We start from the raw sequence: 24,142 nt of genomic DNA on the forward strand, positions 1-24,142 counted from the left end.
CCAGCATACCTGGACAGGCTATGTGCTGGTCTTTTGGATGGAGACTTTCATGCGGAGCCACTCTTCGGCCCGTTCGTCTTTATCAAAAGACTTTACATCGAGCACCTCCCTGAGGTTAGGAAACAATGCTTTAAAGGACCGCTGCCCATAAATGCCAGGAGATAGTACATGCGCAAAGAAGCGCAGCCCCAGGCTTTTGGCCTGCGGGGCCCACTTAAAGGCCAGCCAATTGACTGCTGCTTCCCAAGGTCCTATTAGCTCCCGATTACTGTTCAGAACTCCCGGCGACGGCTTCTGCCGCAACATCGACAGAACCAGGTTGCCGCCCATCACAACAGTTTCAAGAGACTGTATACCGATCCAGTTCATAGCTATAAAGCCATTATCAGGCATCCTTCTTACCTCCAGGAAAACATCTCCGTTAGCCTTCTTTAATTCTTTATATTCTATACTGTCTGTCAATTCCACTAAAATGTATATCTCTTTCTTCGCAACCTAATGACTTTGCGCCCGCTGACCAATATCTGCACAGATACTTGTACGGTATTTTTACAAAAAATTCTTAATCGCCTTGATTGTCTCTTCCGGTGCACTCAGGTTAGGGCAGTGGCCTGTCGCCTCTAAAATTGTGAACTTGCTGCCAGCGATGCTCCGGTGGGTATATTCGCCAACCGGCGGCGGGGCAATAGCGTCCTCCGAGCACTGCAAAATCAGGGTGTCTGTCTTTACCTGAGGCAGGTCTTTTCGGTGGTCTGACAAGAAGGTGATATGGGCAAAGTCATTGGCGATTTCGGGACTGCTTTTGCAGAAGCTCTGCGCCAGTTCCTGTGCCAGTTCCGGACGGTCGGCGTTGCTCATGATCACTGGGGCTATGGTATTGGACCAACCCAGGTAGTCCCCATCCAGCGAAAGGAGCAGGCCGTCTATATCCTGTCGTGAAAAGCCGCCATAATAGTCGCCGTCATTGATAAAGCTTGGCGAGGGGCTTACCAGCACAAGCTTTGAGAAGCGCTCAGGCTCCTGAATAGCAGCCAGCACTCCGATCATGGCACTCACTGAGTGGCCTACGAAGATTACATCCTGCAGGTCCAGTTCATGGCATATCTCCAGCACATCTGCCGCATAACCTTGCAGCGACGAGTAGCGATCTTTTGAATAGGTAGAAGCGTCTGAGTTGCCAAATCCTATGTGATCGAAAAGTATGATTTTGTAATCATCCTGAAAAGCAGGAGTAATATAACGCCACATGTTCTGATCGCAGCCGTAGCCATGAGCAAACAGCATCGGCTTTTCTCCTTTTCCGGTTACCGTCACATTGTTTCGTTTGATCGCATTCATAAGCTTGAGTTTAGAAGGTGAGTTGAAGAAAAATGTTGGTAATTGAATAGATGTGCCACTAAGGTAGGCATGGCAGATGAGAGTACAGCACAAAATCCGAAGTTTAACCTTTGATGGTATGCGTGGCGGATGTGTGGCAGTAAAGTAAATCGCCTGCCGCAGTAGTCTGGAGCAGGCGATCCTTGATAGGTGTCAGGTATAGCGTCTAGCGTTTCTTTGTTGCCGCTGTCGGGAATTTCATGCGGTAATCCGCATCCACTTCTCCTTTGGATATTTTGGTAAGCTTGTTCTTGATCAGGCGCTTTTTCAGTCCGGAAAGGTGGTCTGTGAACAGGATGCCCTCAATGTGGTCGTACTCGTGCTGGATCACACGAGCCGTCATGCCATCGTAGGTATCGGTGTGTTCGTTCCAGTCCTGGTCGAAGTAGCGGATAACAATGCGCTCAGGGCGGTATACCACCTCACGCACACCCGGTATGCTCAGGCAGCCTTCTTCAAAGCCCCACTCTTCCCCATCTTCTTCGATGATCTCCGGGTTGATAAATGCCTTTTTCACGCCTTTGCCTTCATCACCTTCGTCCATCATGGGCTCAGAGTCGATCACAAACAGGCGGATGCCCTTGCTGATCTGCGGAGCAGCGAGTCCCACGCCGTGGGCATGGTACATGGTGGTGAACATGTCTTCAATCAGCTCATTCAGACCTTCGTAGTCCTTCGGGATGTCCTGCGCCGGCTCCTTCAGCACCGGGTCGCCATAAGCGGTAATAGGGTAAATCATATTGTTCTGCTTTCTAAATACGACTGTAAAATAATGGCTGCGCTCACCCGGTCCACGGTGCTTTTGTCCTGGCGGTCCTTCTTCTTGAGTCCGCCGGCCAGCATCGCTTTCTGAGCCATGCTGGAGGTAAAGCGCTCGTCTACGGTATGCACCGGTATACCCGGAAACTCCTTCTGGAGCTTACGTACAAAGCCAATGACATGTGGCGTTGCATCGGTGGCTTCACCAGTCAGGCGTCGCGGCATACCTACAACAAAGGCCTCCACGGGTTCGCGCAGGGTATAGGCTTTCAGGTAAGTCAGCACATCTTTGGCATGTATAGTTTCGAGTGGCGAAGCAATGATCTGGAGTGTGTCCGTTGCGGCCAGCCCCACCCGCTTGTTGCCGTAGTCTATACCTAAAATTCTCGCCATAGTGCCCTGTGTAACTTCTTTTGCCTGCCTTAAGCGAGCATTTGCGCTTTAAAAATACAAAGTTAAGGGATTTAATCAGGATTTACAGGATTAAAAAGGATTGGCGGAGTTGATCAGGTTGGAGGGGCTGGGCTCCACCACGTCTTGCGGCCCTGTGCGCGGTATGTGAGCAGAAAAAGGTAGCCTGTCCGGATCTTTTTATACTAAAATGGAATAAAACCCGACCAAAGCTTTGTTAAAAGAATAACAAGCTATACTGTATGCAGGTATACTTAAAAAGAAGCCTTGTATAGCAGAGCCTGAATATTTATCTCTGTAAAGCTGCAAAAAAGCGCCCGCTTAGCTTTATATTTAACCGTTTTTAGAGATCGAGATGAGCGAAGAAACCAAATACAACTCACAGGAGGAGCCTGAAACAACCGGGCAGGGCAAAGCCCGCAACACGCCCTTTCAGGTACGCTTGCCCCTGTACATTGCCTTGGCCCTGATTGTGGGGGTGCTGATCGGCGCAAATACCTTTTCCCCTTCTGATAACAATCCACAGAGTACTGCTAAGGCCTACTTAAAATTCCGCGACATACTGAGCTATATCGATCGTGACTACGTGGATACCGTGGACACCGAGAAGCTAACTGATCACGCCATCACCAAGATGCTCGAGAAGCTCGACCCGCATACCTCCTACATCCCCGCCGCTGATCTGGCCATGGCCCGCTCTTACTTGGAAGGCGATTTTGAAGGCATCGGCGTGGAGTTCAATATCTTTAAAGACACGATTTATGTGATTACCCCCCTGAGTGGCGGACCGTCTGAGGCGGCAGGTATACAGGCCGGTGACAAGATTGTGAGTGTAAATGGCGAGAATGTAGCGGGTACAGGTATAACGAACGAGGGCGTCTTCAAGCGCCTGCGGGGCCCCAAAGGCACAGACGTAAAGATACAGGTGTTGCGCAAAGGCAACAGGAAGCCATTCGACTTTACGATCACCCGCAACAAGATTCCAACCGTGTCAGTGGATGTGAACTATATGGTGAACAGCAACACGGGCTACATCAAAGTGAGCCGCTTCGCCAACAATACCTTTGACGAGTTTAAGACGGCTTTGACCGGCCTCAAAAAGAAAGGCATGCAGCAGCTGATTCTAGACCTGCGCGGCAACCCGGGCGGCTACATGGACCACGCAACCCGCATGGCCGACGAGTTTATAGCAGGTGACAGGATGATCGTGTATACCGACGGGAAAGGCTCCCGCTACGACTCCAAGTCATTTGCCCGTACCAAGGGTGACTTCGAAAACGGTCCTGTGATCGTGCTATTGGACGAGGGCAGTGCCTCAGCCTCCGAGATTGTGGCAGGTGCCCTGCAAGACAATGACCGTGCGCTGATTGTGGGGCGTCGCTCATTTGGCAAAGGACTGGTGCAGATGCCAATCCCACTAAACGACGGGTCGGAGCTGCGCCTGACCATTTCGCGCTATTACACGCCAAGTGGGCGCTCTATCCAGAAGCCTTATGTGGCGGGCACCGAGGACTATCAGAAAGACATGCTGAACCGCTTCGAAAACGGCGAGTACTTCCATCCGGACAGCAGCCTGTTTGTAGACTCGCTTAAGTATAAAACAGGCAAAGGACGCGTGGTGTATGGTGGCGGGGGCATTATGCCCGACGTGTTTGTAGCCCGCGATACTACGGAGTTATCGGAGCTGTTAAGCCAGCTTTATAGCAAAAATGTGATCCGGGAGTATGCATTGGCCTACTACAACGACAACCGCAAAGACCTTGAAAAGATGCCAATGGACAAGTTTGCGAAGTCCTTTAACGTTTCTGATAAAATGCTGCAGGAGCTGATGCGTATGGCGGCACAATCGGAAGTGAAGTACGACGAGGCCCAGTACAAGCGCTCACAGGCGCTGCTCCGTAATAACGTGAAGGCATTTATTGGCCGCAGCGTATACGGTAACCCGGGTTTCTTCCCGATCCTGCACGAGAAGGACGAGGAGTTTCAGGAAGCCCTTCGCCAGTTTGGCAAGGCCCAGCGATTGGCCAAAGGAGGCGTATAACAAATCAGAATTTATACCTGTATCAGAAAGGCACCCGGTAGGGCTGCTTTTATAAACCATAACCAAACAGAGAGGAATGGCTTATTATCACAAATTAGGCACCATCCCGCAGAAGCGCCATGTGCAGTTCAGGCAGGAAGACGGAAGTCTGTACGCCGAGCAGCTGGTGGGTACGCTGGGCTTTAGCGGCCTGTCGTCGTTGCTGTACCACAAAAATCCGCCGACGCGCATTACCCGCATCGAAGATCCTATACCTTATGCACCCAAAAAGGCCGAAGGTGTAAAGCTGGCACCGCATCACCTGAAGACGCTCGATCAGACCGTTACGGGTTCTGACTACTTAAGTGCCCGTAAAACCATGATGCTCAACAGCGATGTGGCCATCAGCATCTGCAATCCGTCGGAGCTGAAAATGGACTATTACTACAAAAACGGGCAGGCTGATGAGGTGGTATTTGTGCACGAGGGCAGCGGGGTGCTCTTGTCGCAGATGGGCAAGCTGGAGTTCCGTGAGGGAGACTATATTGTGATTCCGCGCACCATCATTCACCAGTTCCATTTCAATGACGGCCCGGTACGTTTACTGATCACCGAGTCATTCAGCCCGATCGAGACACCACGCCGCTACCGCAACCACTTTGGGCAGCTGCTGGAGCACTCGCCGTTTTGTGAGCGTGACATCCGTGCTCCGCATGAGCTGATCGAGTATACCGAGGGCGGTGAGCACCTGGTGCAGATCAAAAAAGACGGCATGCTGCACCAGTACTACTACGATTTCAGCCCGTTTGATGTGGTGGGCTGGGACGGGTACTTCTATCCGTATGCGCTGTCCATCTACGACTTTGAGCCTATAACCGGCCGCATTCACCAGCCACCTCCCGTGCACCAGACCTTCGAGGCGCACAACTTCGTGATCTGCTCGTTTGTGCCACGCTTGTTCGACTATCACCCACTGGCTATACCTGCGCCTTACAACCACTCCAACGTAGACTCCGACGAGGTGCTCTACTACGTGGCAGGCGACTTCATGTCACGCAAGGGCGTGGATCGAGCTTCGTTTACAGTGCACCCGGGCGGCATACCGCACGGTCCGCACCCGGGCACCGTGGAGGCGAGTATCGGCAAGAAAGAAACCCACGAGTACGCTGTGATGATCGACACCTTCAAGCCGCTATACCTGACCGAAGAGGCCGTAGGGCTGATGGACAAGAATTACCCGATGAGCTGGCTCGAAAACGGTCCGGATACAACCCGCGCAGCCGACATGTTCGACTAATTGCGCTACTCTAACTCGTTTTTACTAAATTTGCACTCTGTGCAGGCATTACAGGAAAGACAGCCCGCAAGGTTGTCTTTCTTTTTTGGCCCTTCACGCCTATAAATTAGTAAAATAGAGTACTTTAAATTTCACCCTTTTATGAAAAAAATGCTGTTGGCAGTGTTTGCGCTGCTCACCATTATAGCAACTTCCTGCGACAAGGTAGACGATTTGCTCACCTTCTACATTAATCAGGAAGAAACTATTCGCATCGAGTCTACTTTCCCGATTGGTGTCGTAATGCCGCTGTCACCTATACCTGTGAAGACAAACTCGTCGGAGACTTTCAAGAACAACAAGACACGCGCCGAGCTGGTGAAAGACGTGAGCCTGAACAAACTGACGCTCACCATAGCTGATCCCGCTGATGAGAACTTTGACTTTTTGCGCAGCATTGAGATATACCTGAGCAACGGCGAAGGAGACGAAACGAAGATCGCCTATCTAGATGAAGTGCCGAAGGGCGTCAAGGCCATTGAGTTGAAATCGACCAATGCTAAGCTAGATGAGTACATCAAAGGAGAAACATATACAGTTAGAACGAGAGCTGCCATAGCCAAGCCAATTACACGCGATGTAGCCATTAAGGCTGCCATGCGCTTTAAAGTGACTGCAGACCCAATATAATCATGCATCCCATATCCATGAGAATTTCAGAAAGCAACAAACTGGAGAAGATCATCATTGTAGGCGACCGGGTGCTGATCAAACCGAAGACCTCCCGAGAGCAGACCAAGAGCGGGCTATACCTGCCGCCTGGTGTACAGGAAAAAGAGAAGGTGCAGGAAGGCTATGTGATGAAAGTTGGTCCGGGCTACCCAATGCCTGCTGACTATGGCTTTGATGAAGAAGTGTTTGGCGACGAGGAGCAAGAACAAGTGCGCTATCTGCCGCTCCAGATAAAAGAAGGAGACCTGGCCATCTACCTACAGCGCGACGCTATCGAGATCAACTACCTCAGCGAGAAATACTTTATCGTGCCGCAGTCAGCCGTGCTGATGCTGGTACGCGAAGAGGATTTGTAGGCCTAACTGGAGCTTATGTAAAGGCGCCATACCTGTCAAACGGGTATGGCGCTTTGTATTTCCATCTCTCGTCGTCTAAATAGGCACGTTTACCAGTTATGTACTATGGTTAAGCGTTTTGTTGTCAGGAAAATGCAAGTATTGTGGCCTCGGGGGCATCTATTCTATACCTTTGTATAAACACTCACTTTGATTGCCCTTTTACTTTATGATTGGCTGTATACCTACACCTGGTTTTGTGCGGATGGTTGTGCTTGTATTAACTGTGCTGGCATGGCAACAGGTAGGAGCGCAGGAGAAAAAAGCTCCTGTCTTTGCCAATGTGAAACAGTTGCAGGCGCTTCGCATAACCGAATCCATCAAAATTGACGGTTCGCTGGACGAGGAAGTCTGGCAACAGGCCGAGACCGCCACAAACTTTATACAGAGCAGTCCCAACCCCGGCGCGAAAGAGGTACATCCCACGAAGGTGCGTATTCTTTACGATGATGAGTCTATCTACGTGGGCGCCATTATGCACGACGTGTCCCAGGACAGTATATTCAGGCAACTGGGCAAGCGGGATGATCTGGGCAACACCGATTTTTTTGCAGTGTTCTTCGACACGTACAACGATCAGATCAACGGATTTGGCTTTTATTTGACGCCCGCAGGTGTGCAACTCGACGCACGCTACTCGTCCGATGGTGAAGACTTTACCTGGAATGCTGTGTGGGAGAGCAATACTAAACTTGATGGCAACTCTTGGATAGCAGAGATGCGCATACCTTATTCGGCCCTCCGATTCAGCAGCAAGCCGGAGCAGTTATGGGGACTTAACTTCATGCGCAACCGACGGTCCACGCGGCAGGAGTTTTTCTGGAATCACGTGGACCCAGCCATCAACGGTTTCATGAACCAGTTTGGCAAGCTTAGGGGCATCAAAAATGTGGAAGCACCACTGCGGCTTTCGCTCACGCCCTACGTATCGGCCTATGCCGAGAAGTACCCGGTGCGCAATGGCGACGGCAGCGTGCGATACGAAGACAACATTAACTTTAGTGGAGGTATGGACGTGAAGTACGGCATCAACGACGCCTTTACACTCGATATGACGCTTATACCTGACTTCAGCCAGGTACAGTCCGATAACCAGGTGCTCAACCTGTCGCCTTTCGAGGTGCAGTTCAACGAGTACCGGCCTTTCTTTATGGAGGGCACGGAGCTGTTCAACAAAGGCGGCTTCCTTTATTCCCGACGCATTGGCGGTACGCCCATCAACTTCCTGGACGCAAGTGCCGAGCGCGAACAGGGCAACACTATCATCGAAAACCCGCGCGAAACCAAGATGCTGAACGGTACCAAGATATCGGGCCGCACGCAGTCGGGTTTGGGTATAGGCTTGTTCAACGCGGTAGTAGGGCGGCAATTCGCTACACTCGAAGACAGTGAGGGCAACCGCTTTCAGAAAGAGACCCAACCGCTCACTAACTATAACATCCTGGTACTGGACCAGTCGCTCAAAAACAACTCCTATGTGACGCTCGTGAATACCAACGTGCTGCGTGCAGGCAGCACTTACGACGCCAACCTGACCGGTATGCTCTTCCGGGTGGCCAACAAAGGTAACCGGTATGCCGTGGAAGGCAGTGCCGCCCTGAGCCAAAAATACTACACCGACGACGCGCAGCTGGGGCACATGTACAGCATCGGCGGGGGCAAAGTGAGCGGCAATTTTCAGTATAGGTTCACCCATTCCATGAAGTCCGACACCTACGACCCGAACGACATGGGCATCAACTTCATCCGCAATACTGTGGATGAGGACCTGAACCTGCGCTACAACATCTACCAGCCTTTCTGGAAGTTGCTCAACATGAACACGCAGCTCGGCGCGACTTATAGCCGCAGGTATAAGCCCGACGATTTCCAAAATTTCGTGATCTATGGCAGGGTGAGTGGCACCTTCCGGAACTTCCTGAGCGTAGGTACCAACTTCAACTTGGAGCCAGTGAAGACCTATGACTTCTTCGAGCCACGGGTAGCAGGTCGCTACTATACCTTTCCGGTGAACCGCAGTATTGGTGGCTGGATCTCGTCGGACTACCGCAAGCGCCTGGCCCTGGATGTGGACTTCAACTACCGTACGTTTGACGAGCATGAGCGCCAGAATTTAGGCTATTCAATTTCGCCGCGCTTCCGGGTGAACGATAAGCTGATGTTCATCTACAGGTATAGCCGCAACAGCAACCGCGACGACATGGGCTATGCTAACTATCGTAGCCGAAGCTCAGAAATCAGCGCACCGCGCGACATCATTTTCGTGCTTCGCGATGTGAATACGGTAGACAACACGCTGACGAGCTCTTATATTTTCAACAATCGGATGTCACTGTCGCTGCGGGCGCGGCACTATTGGTCGAAGGCCGAGTCTAACCGTTTCTTCGAGCTCAGCGACAAAGGCGAGTTGCTGACCAGCAGCTACCCGCTTGGCTACTTCCCCGAGAACGAGCTGCCAAACCACAACATCAATTACAACGCCTTCAACATCGACATGATCTACTCGTGGTGGTTTGCGCCGGGCAGCGAGATCAGTGTGATGTGGAAGAACGCCATTTTAGAAAGCCAGGGCGAAATTGTCCCGCGTTATCACGAGAACTTTACCCGCACCATCACCGGGCCGCAGACCAATAGTCTTTCGGTAAGGTTGCTGTACTTTATCGACTACCAGGTGCTGAAGAAGCAGTTCAGCAAGTCTTAGAACTAGATACCCGCAAAGCAAAAGCCCGGAACTGTAGCAGCTCCGGGCTTTGCCGTTTTAAGGTATAGCAGGTATAGATTAGTTGATCGGTTGGGTCAGGTCGAAGTCGGCCTGGAAACGGAGCTGGTTATCGCGCTTGAGGATATAACTGAACGTGCGGCCGTCTGCGCTCAGTACCACATTCCACTCGTTGGTGGAGGCCGCAGGTATAAGCTGGGCGGTGAAAGCGTCAGCCGGGAAACGCATGGTGGTTGCGTCGTCAGTATCCAGGGCAATACCGCCGTACATGGTCACTTCATCTGGGGTGCCATCTTCGTGGCGGTGGTCATGTTTGAGTTGTAAGCCTTCCTCCATTTTAGTGAACACCCACGTTCTGGATTTGTCTTCACCCACATGGAACGGGATACGGATAACCTGGTCGGAGCACTCACGCACGTGCATGGTTAGTTCTTTGCCTGCAAACGGGTCTTTGCCATCGGCCGGGAACACAGCCTTGCCTCTGAAGCTCTTGCCGCACAGCTTGCTTAACTGAGAAAAGAAAGCCTGCTGCGTAGCTGTTACGGGTGACTGCGGGGCCGCGGCAGTTTCCTGTTGCGTAGTGGTAGTCTCGGTAGTAGTGGTCGTTGTGCTGCTGGCCTGTGGTTGCTGGGCGCAAGAGGCGAACATGAATGCCACACCTATAGCGAGTAGTAATCTCTTCATAGTTTCTGTTTTGTTTGGCTGAAGATAGGGAATGCGCTTGGATTAGCAAAACAGGTAGGTGTAGGTAAAAACACTACTTTGACTGTATCTGAAACAAACAGAAATGTATAGTAGCACAAAAAAGCCCCGGCTCAACAGCCAGGGCTCTTCTGATTACTGTGCTTACTAGCGCTGTAAGACCAATTTTTGAGTAAAGGCCTGATCGCCGAACTTCACTCGGAGCAGGTAAATGCCAGAAGCTCTTGCCGAGAGGTCGATGTCAGCTTCATAGAAACCATTGAAGCCGGTCACTTTGCGGGTATAGATTAGGTTGCCCAGCATGTCGGTCACGTTCAGGTGCAGATCCTCTTGCTGCGCCGTCTCAAACTGCACCTTAAATACGCCAGTACTTGGATTAGGCGAGGCTACCAACTCTTTCTTCAGTTCACGGCCATTAGCCTGATAGGCGAAGGTATAGATTTGCGATCGGGTAGAAACGCAGCCCTTCCACTGTGCCTGCACGCTATAGTCCCCGCTTTCTGTTGGGGTATAGGTCTGCTCAGTGGCACCAGGTATAGGCAGGCTGTTCAGGTACCACTGGTTGCCGTCTGCGGCACTTGACTGCAGGCTAAGGCCCTGGCGCGAAATTACCGGCGTTGGAAGTGGAGAGCCATTCTCAACCGGTACAGCTACCCTTGGGCTGATACAGCCTAAAGCACGTACCTTCAGGTCATAAAAGTAGTAATAATAGCTTAGCGCGCCCGGGTTGGCCGTGGTGCCAGTAATCGTGAACACATTGCTTACGCCAAATGGATAACCCGTTACGCCGGCATTGTTCCTGTAGATGGTGGCCCCATTCGCATGGTCATAGGTGATTGCGATGTTGTAAGTGCCAGCCTCAGGAAGTTCCAGCCCCAGGTAGTATACTTCGCCCTGGTCATTTGGGTCGTCCTCCTGCACGCCCGGGGCAGGGGTGGAGCGGGTGGCTTCCACAGTAATTGTACGGCTCGAAACAGGAGAGCCGTTGCTGTTGTAGGCTGTAAACGTAATTTTGCCTTGGTTACCAATATACAGGCGGGCGCTTTCCAGCAGCATAGGAGCTTTTGTGTCTACGATCGCATCCGGCGTAAACTGGTTATACCCACCACCTGTTGCAAACTTCTTGGTCGCTGGTCCAACAGTGGCCGAGAAATCATTGAGGGAGGCATAAAGCGAGCCGTTAACATTGCTTGTTGCAATACTGGTTGAGTTGCCCGCAGCGATGGGCGTGCCTCCGCTTGCCGTATTGTACCAGAAGATGGTGCCATCACCGGCGCCGGTCAGTGTATAGCTGGGCTGGTCGCCGCAGCGGGTTGCCACTGCCTGTGCCACGGTGGTGTTGCCACCTACCCCGTAAGTTTTACTCAAGGTATTATTCTCTGGTACGGCATCACTGGTGGTGCCTGCCGAAGCAATCAGTTCATAAGTAGCGCCAGCTTCTGTTTGGAAATCAGCTGTCAGTAAAATCTCATCTGAGGTAAAGGATTTTAGCGTTTTGGTGTAAACCGTTGTCATGGCAGCTACTTTGGTGCCACTGCGGTATACCTCTAGTATCATCGGAATATTTTTCTGATCGCGGAGCCCATTGTTGCGGATTGTAACCAGAAACTGCTGATTCGTGCCGGCGCAGAGCGATGAACCCACTGGCTTTACCTGCTCCAATGCAACATCTGAGGATGGCTTTGTAACCTGAATGATATAGTCCTGCGTTTCGCCGCGGGTGTATGTGCCACAAGAGCTTATGCCTGCCGGATTGGAGGTTTCAACCAACACGACGCGCAGTCGGGTCATGTAGCCAGGCTGTAGAAAAGAGGGGGCTGAAATGCTGGCATTGAACATCCCGACACCGTTGGTAACACCGGAAGCAGCAGCTTCCTCACCCTGATCTTCGAAGCTGCCATTGCCGTTCCAATCCACGTATACCTTGGCTGCCTTGCTGACATTGGCACCACAGGTGCCCAGCTCAAACGACACTGTTTTAGTCTGGCCCGGCTCAAAGGATAGCAGCATTTCCTCCTGCAAGCGGTAGGTAGCGCATCCTTCAAATGAAGTTGTAATGCCGTCAAAAACAATTTTGCTGATGCGTGAACCTGCCTCCGAAGTGGGAGCGCTTGCGCAGTAGGCAGTGCCGCCCATGCCGCTCACCAGCAGGGAATATTCCTGAGACCCTTTCTGAATTGTGCGCTTGTGCGATACGGTAATGGCGTAGGTCTCGCCAGGTATAGCGTTAGGTATAAGTACCTGCTCTACATTGTCTACCACGTTGTCGCCTTGGGTTGCGGGCAGTTCAGGAGCATTGGGGTTCAGTATCCAGGGCATGATCGTATTGCCTCGGTTCGTGACACGTATGTCCAGGTCATTAATCAGGCGCGGACTGCGGTTATTCAGGGCGCTGTACATGGAATGGGCAGCTCCTTCCGGGTCGGTCCAGGAAATGGTGGCCACCAGTGGTCCAGCGCCAGATGCCACTACTTCTAGCGTATAGGTTTTACCTTGCTCCAGACTGCGCTCCTGTATCAGGTGCGTGTTCTGGGTGTTGCTGATCATGGTAGCGGCGCGACTGGCGTTCAGAAGTCCCCAGCCATGCATGTAGTCAGGCCCTGGAGCGTCGCCAGCCTCGTCAGCCGTATGAATGGCCAAACCTTTGAGTGTGGCGGCACGCATGAACTTCCCGTTGTTCAGATTGGAATAGTGCTCTTGTAGCAGCAGCAGGGAGCCCGAAATGTTGGGGGCTGCCATGGAGGTGCCGCTCAGAGCTTTGTAAGAATTGTCGCTGGCACTAGTTGTAGAAAGAATTCTTTCTCCGCCTCCTACCAGGTCAGGCTTAATACGACCATCATCAGTAGGCCCAAAGCTACTGAAGCTGGTGATCTTGACATCGGAAGATTGGTTGTAGCCGTTTGGGAGGCTATTTACGGCACCCACAGTCAGTATATTCTTGGCAGTGCCGTAGGTGGCGATGCCATCATAGCCTTCGTTGCTGCTGATGTTGGCAGGGCGCTGTGCCACCAGCGTAAAGTTGCCGTTGGAATTACGCTGCATATAAGGTTTGCCTACAACGGGGCCAGGCTCCTGCCGATTATTACCACCTGACTTCACGATCAGGAAATAGGGCGCATTATAGGCGATGCGGTCCCAGCTGACAGAAGTCTCGTCATAGTAGCCGAACTTGTAGTCCTCTGTTTCGCTTACTTGGGGTGTGCCCCACCATTCCCAGTACGGGTCCTCGTCGGTGCCTTTGCGTTCGCTATTATAACGCCAGCCGGCTATAGTACCATAAGAGTGGTTTGAAACCAGCATATTGGCTTGCGCAGCCTCGGCCATTTCGGAAGGACTGTTATTAAAGTCGTAAGCGTACAGCTTTTTCACCCCGTGCGCCATGCCCTTGGCCATCAGGCTCTGTCCGCTGGCGATGAGGGTGCCGGCCACGTGGGTGGCATGGTCATTCAGTTTTGATGGCTTGTCTTTCTGCTCTACACGGCCGCGCAGCTCCACATGTGACTCGCGCACCAGGCCACCGTCCCAGATCCCCATTTTGTCAGTAACGCTGTTGCTCGCCCCACTCAGGTTAAGCCCCAGCTTGCCGCCTGCCCAAAGCTGGTTTGTGCGGGTTGTGATGGCGGCGTTGTTGTTGTAGGTGATATAGTAAACCGGCATGCCCAGTTCATCAAGGCTCTGTAAGGATATGTGGGTACCGTCCTTGTAAGTCTTTTCAATTTCCCAGCCATTTCGTTTGGCAAGCGCAATAGCTTCGGCACGTTTTGTCCGGTAATTTTTGTCTTCAGCTGCCGCAATGCGGCCCAGCTCCTGCACATTAGCGCGCACAGGCACCGAGCCACTCTGCTGCGCAAAGCTAACAGAAGTCGTTGCAAGTGCCGCAGCCATCAGCCAAAGGCTCAATCCTCTCATAAAGTAGTAGTAGGTAGAAGTTTAGAACCACCAATATACTTAAAAGTGCGCGAACGCCAAACTGGTTCAGTGTGAATACTTTATTTGGTTAAACATTGGTTTGGAGAGGCGCCAGACACTATGTTAATGCTAGCCTGCTTTTAAAACAAAGCGCCCTGAGCTGTGAGCCCAGGGCGCTTGTATTGTCGAGGATCTGACTTGGTTATTTTTGGAGGTACTTTGCAAAATCCTTGGCAAAGTATGACAGGATAATATCCGCTCCAGCCCGCTTAATGCTCAGCAAACTCTCCAGCATGGCTTTCTCGCCATCAATCCAGCCTTTGAGGCCGGCGGCTTTTACCATGGCGTACTCGCCGCTCACATTGTAGGCAGCTATCGGCAAGTGTGAGTTATCGCGCAACAGCTTGATGATGTCCAGGTATGCCAGTGCTGGCTTTACCATCAGGTAATCGGCTCCCTCTTCGTTGTCGAGTGCGGCTTCGATCAGCGCCTCACGGCTGTTGGCCGGGTTCATCTGGTATGTTTTCTTGTCACCCATTTTTGGAGCGGAGTCCAGGGCGTCGCGGAACGGACCGTAGAAGGCGCTGGCATACTTGGCAGTATAGCTCATGATGCCCACTTTATGGAAGCCGTTCTCGTCGAGCACGCGGCGGATATGACCCACGCGGCCGTCCATCATGTCTGAAGGTCCTACAATGTCAGCTCCGGCTTGTGCTTGGGTTAAGGCCATTTTGCCCAAAACCTCCAGCGTTTCGTCGTTCACGATCTCACCATCTATCACAATACCGTCGTGCCCGTCGGAGCTGTAGGGGTCCATGGCGACGTCAGTCATTAGCACCACGTCCGGGAAGTTCTTCTTGATCTCGCGGATGGCTCTCGGGAACAGCCCGTCTGGATTCTGGCTCTCCTTCGCATACTTATCCTTCAGGTTTTCGGGGATGCTCGGAAAAGGAGCGAAGGCCTTGATGCCCAGGTCCACACAGCTGGCCACTTCATCGAGCAAAGTGTCAACGGAGTAGCGGTTGATGCCCGGCATAGAGGCTACTTCCACCTTCTGGTTTTGGCCCTCGATAATGAAAAGCGGGAAGATGAAGTCGTTCAGTTCCAGGGCGGTTTCCTGCACCATGCTGCGGATGACTTCGTTATAGCGGTTTCGTCTTGGTCTTTTCGTGATCATAGTATAGCGTTTGCTCTAAAATGCTTCGACATAAGTATACGGCAAAGGTACGGCTTATGCGGGGCAAAGCGAAGCTATCCCTTGTAAATCGGAGGTGCTATACCTGAAATCGGGGTTATCAGTTGCTTGCCTCAGGTATAACAGGTGGTGTTGCGCTGCCGGCTGTATGTTGCTTATGCGTGACGAAGGCACCAATACCAAGCCCTACCAGAAAGCCGATAAAAGCGAAAGCGATGATCCATTTTCTCAAACGGGGCGGAAAGGGTTCTGCTTCAGATTTCATTTCAGCGTGTATCAGTTAGTGTGATTAGACCTGACAAAAGCGAAGGGTTGCAAAACCTCGAATATTTAGTGCGTAAACTGGTAAAGTGAGCCACCAACAATTTTTCCGAAATTGAAAAGCAGGTATAGGAATGCCGCAAAGCCAACAAAGAGAGCCACTATAACATACCTGTTTTGCAAAAGGTGTAGATATTTCTTCATAATGGACTAGTGTGTTAAGTTATAAATAAGTTCGCCAATACTTGTTCCTACATGTTCTCCTGCGATAAACACTATAACTAGCGCAACAAGGATGGAAGCTATTCTAACTGATTTTTTCATAAAAAGTATGTTAGTTCTCGTCACTGTTGTCTGAGGCATCATCAAACCCCTCCAAAAGCCTTTTCGCCTCTTCTTCATCATGTCCGGAGATAATGAGTCGCACCGGATTAAAGCCGCCCGAAGCTACTTGAAATGGGGCGATGCTTCCCATGTGCTCGTTTTGCATGAACACATAAATGCCGTGGTTCTCGAGCATGTTTTTGATGACGGCTGCCCGATGGAAGTCGCCGGAGAAAATAACAATGGGTTTTGATTGTTCTGGTTGCGTCATGGGTCAAAAGCTGTTGCTATTCTAAAGCTAGCGAATTTAAAGCAGACTAGCATGCCGGAAGTGGATAAAAAAAGGCGGAGCCGCTATAGCTCCGCCCTTCTACTCTGGTTCAGGTATACCTGACTTAAAAATTCATGATTACTTTCTCGATGATATCGCAGCACTCGTGCAGTTGATCTTCCGTCATCACCAATGGCGGTGCAAAACGGATGATATCACCGTGTGTTGGCTTGGCAAGCAGACCGTTTTCCTTCAGTTCAACGCACACATCCCAGGCAGTGCGTCCGTCAGCAGATGGCTCGATTACGATGGCATTGAGCAAGCCGCGACCTCTTACCAGTGTTACCACTTCCGGACGCTTGGCTTTCAGCTTGTTCATGCGTTCCCGGAACACTTCCCCCAACTTGTAGGCGTTTTCTATTAGGTTCTCTTCTTTGATCACCTCCAAAGCAGCAATGGCCACCGCAGCTGCCAACGGATTGCCGCCGAATGTAGAGCCGTGCTCGCCTGGCTGAATGCACAGCATGATGTCGTCGTTGGCCAGTACGCAGGATACCGGCAGCACACCACCCGAAAGGGCTTTGCCCAAAATCAGGATATCGGCTTTTACATCGTCGTAATAGCTGGCCAGCAGTTTTCCGGTACGCGCTATACCTGTCTGGATCTCATCAGCCATCAGTAGTACATTGTACTCTTTGCAGAGCGCATGCGCCTTGGCCATATACCCGTCCTGCGGTACGACTACGCCTGCTTCGCCCTGAATAGGCTCCACCAGGAAACCACATACGTTAGGGTTCTCTTTCAGAGCAGTTTCCAGCGCTTCCAGATCGTTGTAAGGAATTACTTTAAAGCCGGGCATATATGGTCCGAAGCCTTTGGTAGAGTCCGGATCAGTTGAGAAGGAGATAATGCCTGTCGTGCGACCGTGGAAGTTGCGCTCTACTACAATGATCTCAGCGTTGTGCGAAGCGATGCCCTTCTTCAGGTAAGCCCACTTGCGGGCAAGCTTAATAGCTGTTTCCACGGCCTCAGCACCAGAGTTCATGTAAAGCGATTTGTCGTAGCCGAACAGCTCGCAAATGTACTTTTCGGCTATACCTAGCTTGTCGTTGTAAAAGGCACGGGATGTCAGCGTGAGTTGCTGGGCCTGCTCGATCAGGGCATTGATGATGCGCGGATGGCAGTGGCCCTGGTTTACGGCGCTGTAGGCCGACAGGAAGTCAAAATAGCGTTTGCCCTCCACGTCCCACAGGTATACGCCCTCGCCTTTGTTCAATACCACCGGCAGCGGGTGGTAGTTGTGGGCGCCGTATTTTTCTTCAGTTTCGATAGCCTGTTGGCTGGAGGTGATGGATAGCGTGCTCATAGTTTATGTGTTAAAAAAGCTGTGTCCGTACTGTTGGGCAGCGCTACGCCATACGCTGTAGTGCCGCACCTATATTTACGGGATTCTGTATATAGGTTGTAAATATAGCAAAAACAGCCTGACTTATACCTTTAACTGGAAAAGGTGCTTATTCCGTCCGACGGCACTGTCTGAAAATGGAGCGAAACTCCTCGGGATCGTACTCGGCATAGATATCTGTCATGATGCCAAGCAGGTTGCTGTCTGTCCTGAAACCGTATACCTCTTCCTGTCCGCTTTGTGAGGTGGGCGATGGCACGATATGGCGCTCCAGCAAAGTGAGTTGATTGGGGGAGAGTTCGCAGCTCTGCTCAGAGCAGTAAACCCGCTGATGCTGAATGCTGAATGTGTTGACAAAGCCCCTGGCGCGCATGGCGCTTACAGCTTCGGTTAGGTTTTGGAAACGAGTCATAGGCTGAGGGGCTTAGGGTTTGTTATTGGGTAGAAGCTATCGTAATTAAAACGAAGCATCCTGCAGGTATAAGGTATAGAATGCGTTGTTTTTGGTAAACGTCACTGAATTACCGATATTTGTCGCTTTATAAGGAGTATAGCGTGAGCGATCTGAAAGAAGGCGAGGACTTTTATTTTGAGCGTGGGCTGATGGTGCTAACGGCCAAGTACCTGCTTAAGCGAGGCTATTGCTGCAAGAATGCCTGCCGAAACTGCCCCTACGGCTTCACCAAAAAGAAGAAAGAAACGGGCCTGAAAGGCGAAGACAAGGTATAAGAAGAGCTGTTAAAAAGCCTTTGTAGTTGTCTTGCAGCGTGTTTTGTTAAAAATATCTGCTATGCTTTTGAATTTCTGTATCTTTTTGCAGATATTTGCACCCCTATTGAAATAATTTAGAAGAAAATACAAGATGGCACGAGTTTGCGATTTAACCGGAAAGAGAGTACAAGTAGGAAATAACGTTTCTCACGCTAACAATAAGACAAAGCGTAAGTTCTATCCGAACCTTCAGAAGAAGCGTTTCTACATCCCTGAAGAAGATGCTTGGGTAACCCTTAAAGTTTCTACTTCAGCATTGAGAACAATCAACAAAAACGGTATTTCTGCCGTTCTGAAGAAAGCAGTAGAGCAAGGCTTCATTATGTACTAATGGCAGCCTTCCGGCTGTGTGTACTGTTATGCTTGCTGTCTTTTACGGCAGTAGCGCAACCGCATGCAGGCTCGGGAAAGCCATCTGATACTTTAGATAAAGAGTTTCACCGGCAACGGAGAGAGGTACTGCGGCAACAGCTGCCCCCTCGCTCCGTTGCCGTTCTTTTTGCCAGTCCCGTGCGCAACCGCGCCAATGACGTGGACTACTACTATCATCCCGACCCCGATTTCTACTACCTGACCGGATACAAGGAGCCGAACGCTGTGCTGTTGCTCTTTAAGAGTCCGCAGAACGTGAACGGGAAACAGGTACAGGAAGTACTGTTTGTGCAGCCCAACGATGAGATGCATGAACTGTGGAACGGCAAACGTCAAGGCGTAGAAGGGGCGGAAAAGGAGCTAGGTATAGCCACACTGGCGAACACCGACTTTGCCTCCTTCAAGCTTGACACCTCCAATCTGCAGCAGATCCTGATCAAAAGCCTGCCGCACGATGTGCGCGACGATGCTGCTGATGAAGCTGATTTGTACAGTCTGCTTAGCCAGTTCAAGACGAAGGTAAAGTACCCGAGCAAATTCAGTGCGACACGCAGTATGCTATATGGCATCGTGCGCGAGCATGGACTGGCGCAGGCCGAGGGGGTAGTGGCGTATATTCAGGAAGCCATGCAGCAAGAGCCAAGTCTGCGACAAGATCAGGCGCTGCAAGGTTATCTGCAGGCAAAAGACATGCGTGCCCGCACCAAAGCCGTAGCCGCTATACCTAAGCAGAAGCTCGATGCTTTCACGCTAGACCAAGCGCTGGACGGCATGCGGGAAGTGAAGACAGAAGCGGAAATCAGTTTGCTTCGCAAAGCGGCAAGTATGTCGGCTATCGGGCAGATTGAGGTGATGAAGGCCATGAAGCCAGGCATGTCCGAAATGGAGGTGCAGGGTATACACGAGTTTGTGTTCAAAAAATACGGTGCGCAGCATGTAGGTTACCCCAGCATAGTGGGAGCCGGCAACAATGGCTGTGTGCTGCATTATATTTCCAGTGCCAAGCCGGCTATACCTGGCAGCGAACTCGTGCTGATGGATGTGGGGGCGGAATACCTGGGCTATACTGCCGACGTAACGCGCACTATACCTGCCAACGGCAAATTCACAAAAGAGCAGCGTGCCATTTATGAACTGGTGCTCAAAGCGCAGGAGGCAGGATTTCAGCAGTGCAAGGTAGGAAACGCTTTCAATGCACCGCACCAGGCTGCCGAAGCCGTGATAGCAGACGGACTCGTTAAACTGGGCATCATTAAAAAGCGTGAAGAAGTGCAGCGTTATTTTCCGCATGGCACTTCGCACTACCTGGGGCTCGATGTGCACGACCGTGGCAGCTACGGGCCTTTTCAGGCCAACACGGTGATTACGGTGGAGCCGGGCATTTACATTCCGGAAGGAAGCCCGTGTGACAAGAAGTGGTGGGGAATCGGCGTACGCATTGAAGATGATATCCTGATCACTGATAAAGGCTGGGAGAACCTGTCGAAGCAGGCGCCCCGCACAATAGAGGAAATTGAGAAAACAATGGCCCAGCCGAGCGCATTGGACGGTTTCAAGCTTCCAGTGCTCGATTAGAGGCATTTTGAACGATGTATAAACGTGGCAGAGAGCGCAGCTAAAAAGCTTCTGCAGAAAAATTTATACTTTGTTTGTAATTAGAGATTTAAGCTTGTATATTTGCAGTCCTAAATAAAAATTTACTGTTGAGATGGCTAAAAAAGCAAAAGGTAATAGAATCCAGGTAATTATGGAGTGCACAGAGCATAAAGCGACTGGCATGCCTGGAACTTCAAGGTACATCACTACCAAAAACAGAAAGAATACTGCTGAGCGTCTAGAGCTTAAGAAGTATAACCCTGTGTTGAAAAAAGTAACTGTACATAAAGAAATTAAATAACCATGGCTAAGAAGGTAGTTGCAACCCTAAAGACCGCTACAGGTAAAGATTGGGCAAAAGTGATCAAAGCCGTTAAGTCTCCAAAAACTGGTGCTTACAGCTTTAAAGAAGAGATGGTGCCTGTTGACAAAGTACAGGAGTTCCTTAAGAAGTAATTAAGCCTACTCTACTATACATAGATAGAATACACGAAAAAGTCCCTTTGCTGGGACTTTTTTAGTATATTACCGTATCACACCGAGATAGTCTCACCCTACAAAACACGCAAATGGGAATTTTTGACTTTTTCAGCAAAGAGCAAAAGAAAGAATCGCTCGACAAAGGTCTAGAGAAAACCAAAACCAGCTTTTTCGGGCAATTGAGTAAAGCAGTCGTTGGTAAATCCACGGTAGACGTGGAGGTGCTGGACGAACTTGAGGAAATTCTGGTGCATGCGGACGTGGGGGTAGAGACGACGGTAAAGATCATCGACCGCATCGAGAAGCGTGTCGCGCGTGACAAATATGTGAGCACAAGTGAGCTCGACAGAATCCTGCGCGAAGAGATTGCCGCCTTGCTCGAAGAGAACCGTGCCGGTGATGGCGCCAACTTCGATTTGCCGGCAGGTATAAAGCCGTACGTGATCATGGTCGTGGGCGTGAACGGCGTGGGTAAAACCACCACCATCGGTAAGCTGGCCTCGCAATTCCACAAAGCCGGTAAGAAAGTCGTGCTGGGTGCCGCCGATACCTTCCGTGCCGCCGCCGTTGATCAGCTGATTATCTGGGGTGAGCGTGTAGGCGTGCCGGTAATTTCGCACGGCATGAACACGGATCCAGCCTCTGTGGCCTATGATGCCGTAAAGAAAGGGGTGGACATTGGCGCTGACGTCGTGATCATCGATACAGCGGGCCGACTGCACAACAAAGTGGGCCTGATGAACGAGTTGTCGAAGATTAAGCGTGTGATGCAGAAGATCACAGCAGACACCCCACACGAAGTGTTGCTGGTACTCGACGGCAGTACAGGCCAGAACGCCCTGATTCAGGCGCGTGAGTTCACCAAAGCCACCGACGTAACCGCACTGGCTATCACCAAATTGGACGGTACGGCTAAAGGCGGTGTGGTGATCGGTATATCGGACGAGTTTAAGATTCCGGTGAAGTACATTGGGGTAGGCGAGAAGATAGAAGACCTGCAGTTGTTCGACAAAAACCAGTTCGTAGAGTCATTCTTCTCCCGCAAATAGATTTTTGCTGTTGCCTGTATGGGAAAATTGCTGTTGATAGGGATGTCGCTGTTGCTGACCGTTTGTAACGGTACCCAAGGTACGTCAGGGCAGGAAAGCGAAGCCCAGGAAGCGCAGCAGGAATCTAAAACGCAAACAGGCCAGCAGATGCAGATCAAGCAAGGTATACAGGGGCAGATACTCTGGGAGGCGGGCAACCAAATGCCTTCCCCGGATGCTCCAACCAGCAGCGGTCGCCGCGGTGTGGAGCGCACCGTGTACATTTACGAGCTGACCAACAGTTCACAAACCACATCCAAAGACGGTGTTTTCCACACCGCCATACAAACCAAACTTATAACCCAGGTAAAAACAGACGCCAGCGGCAACTTTGCGGTTCGTCTGGAGCCCGGCAGGTATAGCCTTTTCACAAAAGAGGATGACGGACTATTCGCCAACCTTCTTGACGGCGATATGAACATCTTTCCGGTGGAGGTTAAAGAAGGTGAAGTAACGGAAGTAGAGTTTCTGGTTAACTACAACGCCTTTTATTAACGAAGCACATCATCCAGGGCATTAGCTCGGAGTTACCACAGTTAGGATCAAATCCAGTAAAGGTATAGCTCAGCTTCTATAGCTATAAAACAAATCAGCCCGCTATACAGTGGGCCGTTCTTTTATTACCTAAACATGTTGTACTTTTGCAGTTCATTTGCCCAATCGAACTAATGCGCAGCCGCAATGGTTTTGAGTAATTGGGAATTATCGCGCTAATACATAGATAAGTGAAAGTAAGAAGTTTAAAGAAAGACAAGGTAAACGTGATCACATTGGGTTGTTCTAAAAACCTGGTGGATTCGGAAGTGCTGATGGGGCAGCTGCGGGCCAATGACATGGACGTAGCGCACGAGTCTGAGAAGGATGATTCAAATATCATCATCGTGAACACCTGCGGCTTTATCGACAATGCCAAGCAGGAGTCTATTGATACCATACTGCGCTACGCTGAGGCCAAAGAAATGGGCCAGATCGACAAGCTGTACGTAACAGGTTGTCTGTCGCAGCGCTACAAGGATTCGCTGGAAGCAGAGATCCCGCAGGTAGACGCTTACTTCGGTACGCTGGAGATGCCGCAGCTTCTCAAAAAGCTGGAGGCAGACTACAAGCACGAGCTGATCGGCGAACGACTCATCACGACGCCTTCGCACTTCGCTTACTTTAAGATAGCCGAGGGCTGTAACCGTCCTTGCTCTTTCTGTGCTATCCCTTTGATGCGCGGCAAGCACGTGGACCGTCCGATTGAAGACCTGGTAAAAGAGGCGAAACGACTTGCTAGCATGGGCACAAAAGAATTGGTGCTGATAGCGCAGGATTTAACTTATTACGGCTTACAGCATTACGGTGAGCGCAAGCTGGCTGACCTGCTCCGCAACCTGTCGGATGTAGAAGGTATAGACTGGATCCGCATGCAGTATGCTTATCCGTCACAGTTCCCAATGGAGGTGTTTGACGTGATGAACGAGCGTGAGAACATCTGCAAGTACATGGACATGCCGTTGCAGCATATTTCCGACAACATGCTCAAGACCATGCGCCGCGGTATCAGCAAGCGCCGCACCATTGAGCTGGTAGACCAGATTCGTCAGCGTGTGCCGGATATTGCCCTGCGTACGACTCTTATCGCCGGGCACCCGGGTGAAACAGACAAGGATTTCCAGGAGCTGTACGATTGGGTAGAGGAAACCCGCTTCGAGCGTCTGGGCATCTTTACCTACTCACACGAAGAAAACACCCACTCCCATACCCTGGAGGACAACGTACCGGACGAGGTAAAGCAGGAGCGTGCCGATGCTATCATGGAGCTGCAGCAAGGTATATCAGTGGAACTGAACGAAGAGAAAGTAGGCAAGACTTACAAAGTGCTCTTCGACCGCAAAGAAAGCGGTTACTTCGTGGGCCGTACGCAGTACGACTCACCGGAGGTGGACAACGAAGTGCTTGTGCCAGCCGATAGCCAGTATGTGCGTCTGGGGGACTTTGCCAACGTGAAGATCACTGATGCTTCTGACTTCGACCTATACGGTGAGGTAGTGCTGTAAATTAACTGAAAATCAAAGATTGGGCGTTAAAAACCCGATA

Annotated in this window: 24 protein-coding genes; 13 read left to right on the plus strand and 11 right to left on the minus strand. The window is 51.0% G+C overall.

Going from position 1 to position 24,142, the window contains the following annotated elements:
• Window positions 1-18 precede the first annotated feature (18 nt).
• The 4 genes from Q1A54_RS00690 to ruvX all read right to left on the minus strand — a co-directional run bounded on the left by Q1A54_RS00690 (window position 19) and on the right by ruvX (window position 2,529).
• The gene (locus tag Q1A54_RS00690) at window positions 19-369 is read right to left on the minus strand and encodes a hypothetical protein (protein WP_299984276.1); all 351 of its coding nucleotides are present in this window, start codon (window positions 367-369) and stop codon (window positions 19-21) included.
• 180 nt (window positions 370-549) lie between these two features.
• Window positions 550-1,338 (minus strand): alpha/beta hydrolase, encoded by a 789-nt coding sequence (locus Q1A54_RS00695; RefSeq protein WP_299984278.1) that lies wholly within the window; start codon window positions 1,336-1,338, stop codon window positions 550-552.
• 205 nt (window positions 1,339-1,543) lie between these two features.
• On the minus strand, window positions 1,544-2,116 hold the full coding sequence (gene def / locus Q1A54_RS00700) for a peptide deformylase (RefSeq protein WP_196119142.1): 573 nt from the start codon (window positions 2,114-2,116) through the stop codon (window positions 1,544-1,546).
• The gene (gene ruvX, locus Q1A54_RS00705) at window positions 2,113-2,529 is read right to left on the minus strand and encodes a Holliday junction resolvase RuvX (protein ID WP_196119140.1); all 417 of its coding nucleotides are present in this window, start codon (window positions 2,527-2,529) and stop codon (window positions 2,113-2,115) included. Before ruvX ends, def begins: the two co-directional genes overlap by 4 nt.
• A gap of 373 nt (window positions 2,530-2,902) precedes the next feature.
• On the opposite strand from ruvX, the gene Q1A54_RS00710 reads away from it, so the two are divergent.
• From Q1A54_RS00710 to Q1A54_RS00730, 5 genes are all read left to right on the plus strand, one after another.
• Complete coding sequence (locus Q1A54_RS00710) at window positions 2,903-4,588, plus strand: S41 family peptidase (RefSeq protein ID WP_299984282.1); 1,686 nt, start codon at window positions 2,903-2,905, stop codon at window positions 4,586-4,588.
• Between the two features lie 76 nt (window positions 4,589-4,664).
• Window positions 4,665-5,864 carry a homogentisate 1,2-dioxygenase gene (locus tag Q1A54_RS00715; RefSeq protein ID WP_299984284.1) on the plus strand — a complete coding sequence of 400 codons (1,200 nt, stop codon included), beginning with the start codon at window positions 4,665-4,667 and terminating at the stop codon, window positions 5,862-5,864.
• 141 nt (window positions 5,865-6,005) lie between these two features.
• Complete coding sequence (locus tag Q1A54_RS00720) at window positions 6,006-6,533, plus strand: hypothetical protein (RefSeq protein WP_196119134.1); 528 nt, start codon at window positions 6,006-6,008, stop codon at window positions 6,531-6,533.
• Between the two features lie 17 nt (window positions 6,534-6,550).
• Window positions 6,551-6,931, plus strand: a complete 381-nt coding sequence (locus tag Q1A54_RS00725; protein ID WP_040573517.1) for a co-chaperone GroES family protein — start codon at window positions 6,551-6,553, stop codon at window positions 6,929-6,931.
• 265 nt (window positions 6,932-7,196) lie between these two features.
• Complete coding sequence (locus tag Q1A54_RS00730) at window positions 7,197-9,671, plus strand: DUF5916 domain-containing protein (protein WP_299984288.1); 2,475 nt, start codon at window positions 7,197-7,199, stop codon at window positions 9,669-9,671.
• 78 nt (window positions 9,672-9,749) lie between these two features.
• Here the strand turns inward: Q1A54_RS00730 and Q1A54_RS00735 are convergent, their stop codons facing one another.
• The 7 genes from Q1A54_RS00735 to Q1A54_RS00765 form a co-directional block, all read right to left on the minus strand.
• The gene (locus Q1A54_RS00735; protein WP_299984290.1) at window positions 9,750-10,373 is read right to left on the minus strand and encodes a hypothetical protein; all 624 of its coding nucleotides are present in this window, start codon (window positions 10,371-10,373) and stop codon (window positions 9,750-9,752) included.
• 165 nt (window positions 10,374-10,538) lie between these two features.
• Entirely contained in the window at window positions 10,539-14,300 is a 3,762-nt protein-coding gene (locus Q1A54_RS00740; protein ID WP_299984292.1) for a S8 family serine peptidase, read from the minus strand.
• Between the two features lie 202 nt (window positions 14,301-14,502).
• Complete coding sequence (gene hemB, locus Q1A54_RS00745) at window positions 14,503-15,477, minus strand: porphobilinogen synthase (protein ID WP_299984293.1); 975 nt, start codon at window positions 15,475-15,477, stop codon at window positions 14,503-14,505.
• A 118-nt stretch (window positions 15,478-15,595) separates the two neighbouring features.
• A complete protein-coding gene (locus Q1A54_RS00750) occupies window positions 15,596-15,760 on the minus strand; it encodes a hypothetical protein (protein ID WP_299984295.1) in 165 nt (54 codons plus the stop codon).
• 330 nt (window positions 15,761-16,090) lie between these two features.
• Window positions 16,091-16,351 (minus strand): DUF2007 domain-containing protein, encoded by a 261-nt coding sequence (locus Q1A54_RS00755; RefSeq protein ID WP_299984297.1) that lies wholly within the window; start codon window positions 16,349-16,351, stop codon window positions 16,091-16,093.
• A 124-nt stretch (window positions 16,352-16,475) separates the two neighbouring features.
• A complete protein-coding gene (gene rocD, locus Q1A54_RS00760) occupies window positions 16,476-17,717 on the minus strand; it encodes an ornithine--oxo-acid transaminase (RefSeq protein WP_299984299.1) in 1,242 nt (413 codons plus the stop codon).
• Window positions 17,718-17,865: 148 nt separating this feature from the next.
• Entirely contained in the window at window positions 17,866-18,168 is a 303-nt protein-coding gene (locus Q1A54_RS00765) for a hypothetical protein (protein WP_299984301.1), read from the minus strand.
• A gap of 143 nt (window positions 18,169-18,311) precedes the next feature.
• On the opposite strand from Q1A54_RS00765, the gene Q1A54_RS00770 reads away from it, so the two are divergent.
• The 8 genes from Q1A54_RS00770 to rimO all read left to right on the plus strand — a co-directional run bounded on the left by Q1A54_RS00770 (window position 18,312) and on the right by rimO (window position 24,102).
• Window positions 18,312-18,485, plus strand: a complete 174-nt coding sequence (locus Q1A54_RS00770) for a DUF5522 domain-containing protein (protein WP_234986289.1) — start codon at window positions 18,312-18,314, stop codon at window positions 18,483-18,485.
• Between the two features lie 133 nt (window positions 18,486-18,618).
• Window positions 18,619-18,858, plus strand: coding sequence for a 50S ribosomal protein L28 (gene rpmB, locus Q1A54_RS00775; protein ID WP_007652245.1), 240 nt, complete (start codon window positions 18,619-18,621; stop codon window positions 18,856-18,858).
• Window positions 18,859-18,890: 32 nt separating this feature from the next.
• The gene (locus Q1A54_RS00780) at window positions 18,891-20,474 is read left to right on the plus strand and encodes an aminopeptidase P family protein (protein ID WP_299984306.1); all 1,584 of its coding nucleotides are present in this window, start codon (window positions 18,891-18,893) and stop codon (window positions 20,472-20,474) included.
• Window positions 20,475-20,607: 133 nt separating this feature from the next.
• Window positions 20,608-20,796, plus strand: a complete 189-nt coding sequence (gene rpmG / locus Q1A54_RS00785; protein WP_007652246.1) for a 50S ribosomal protein L33 — start codon at window positions 20,608-20,610, stop codon at window positions 20,794-20,796.
• A gap of 2 nt (window positions 20,797-20,798) precedes the next feature.
• A complete protein-coding gene (locus tag Q1A54_RS00790) occupies window positions 20,799-20,951 on the plus strand; it encodes a DUF4295 domain-containing protein (RefSeq protein WP_007652248.1) in 153 nt (50 codons plus the stop codon).
• Between the two features lie 113 nt (window positions 20,952-21,064).
• The gene (gene ftsY / locus Q1A54_RS00795; protein ID WP_299984308.1) at window positions 21,065-22,024 is read left to right on the plus strand and encodes a signal recognition particle-docking protein FtsY; all 960 of its coding nucleotides are present in this window, start codon (window positions 21,065-21,067) and stop codon (window positions 22,022-22,024) included.
• An 18-nt stretch (window positions 22,025-22,042) separates the two neighbouring features.
• Entirely contained in the window at window positions 22,043-22,558 is a 516-nt protein-coding gene (locus Q1A54_RS00800) for a carboxypeptidase regulatory-like domain-containing protein (protein WP_299984310.1), read from the plus strand.
• Window positions 22,559-22,788: 230 nt separating this feature from the next.
• Window positions 22,789-24,102, plus strand: a complete 1,314-nt coding sequence (gene rimO, locus Q1A54_RS00805) for a 30S ribosomal protein S12 methylthiotransferase RimO (protein WP_196119084.1) — start codon at window positions 22,789-22,791, stop codon at window positions 24,100-24,102.
• The last annotated feature ends 40 nt before the right edge of the window (window positions 24,103-24,142 follow it).

Source organism: uncultured Pontibacter sp. (assembly GCF_947502515.1).
Taxonomy (GTDB): Bacteria; Bacteroidota; Bacteroidia; order Cytophagales; family Hymenobacteraceae; genus Pontibacter.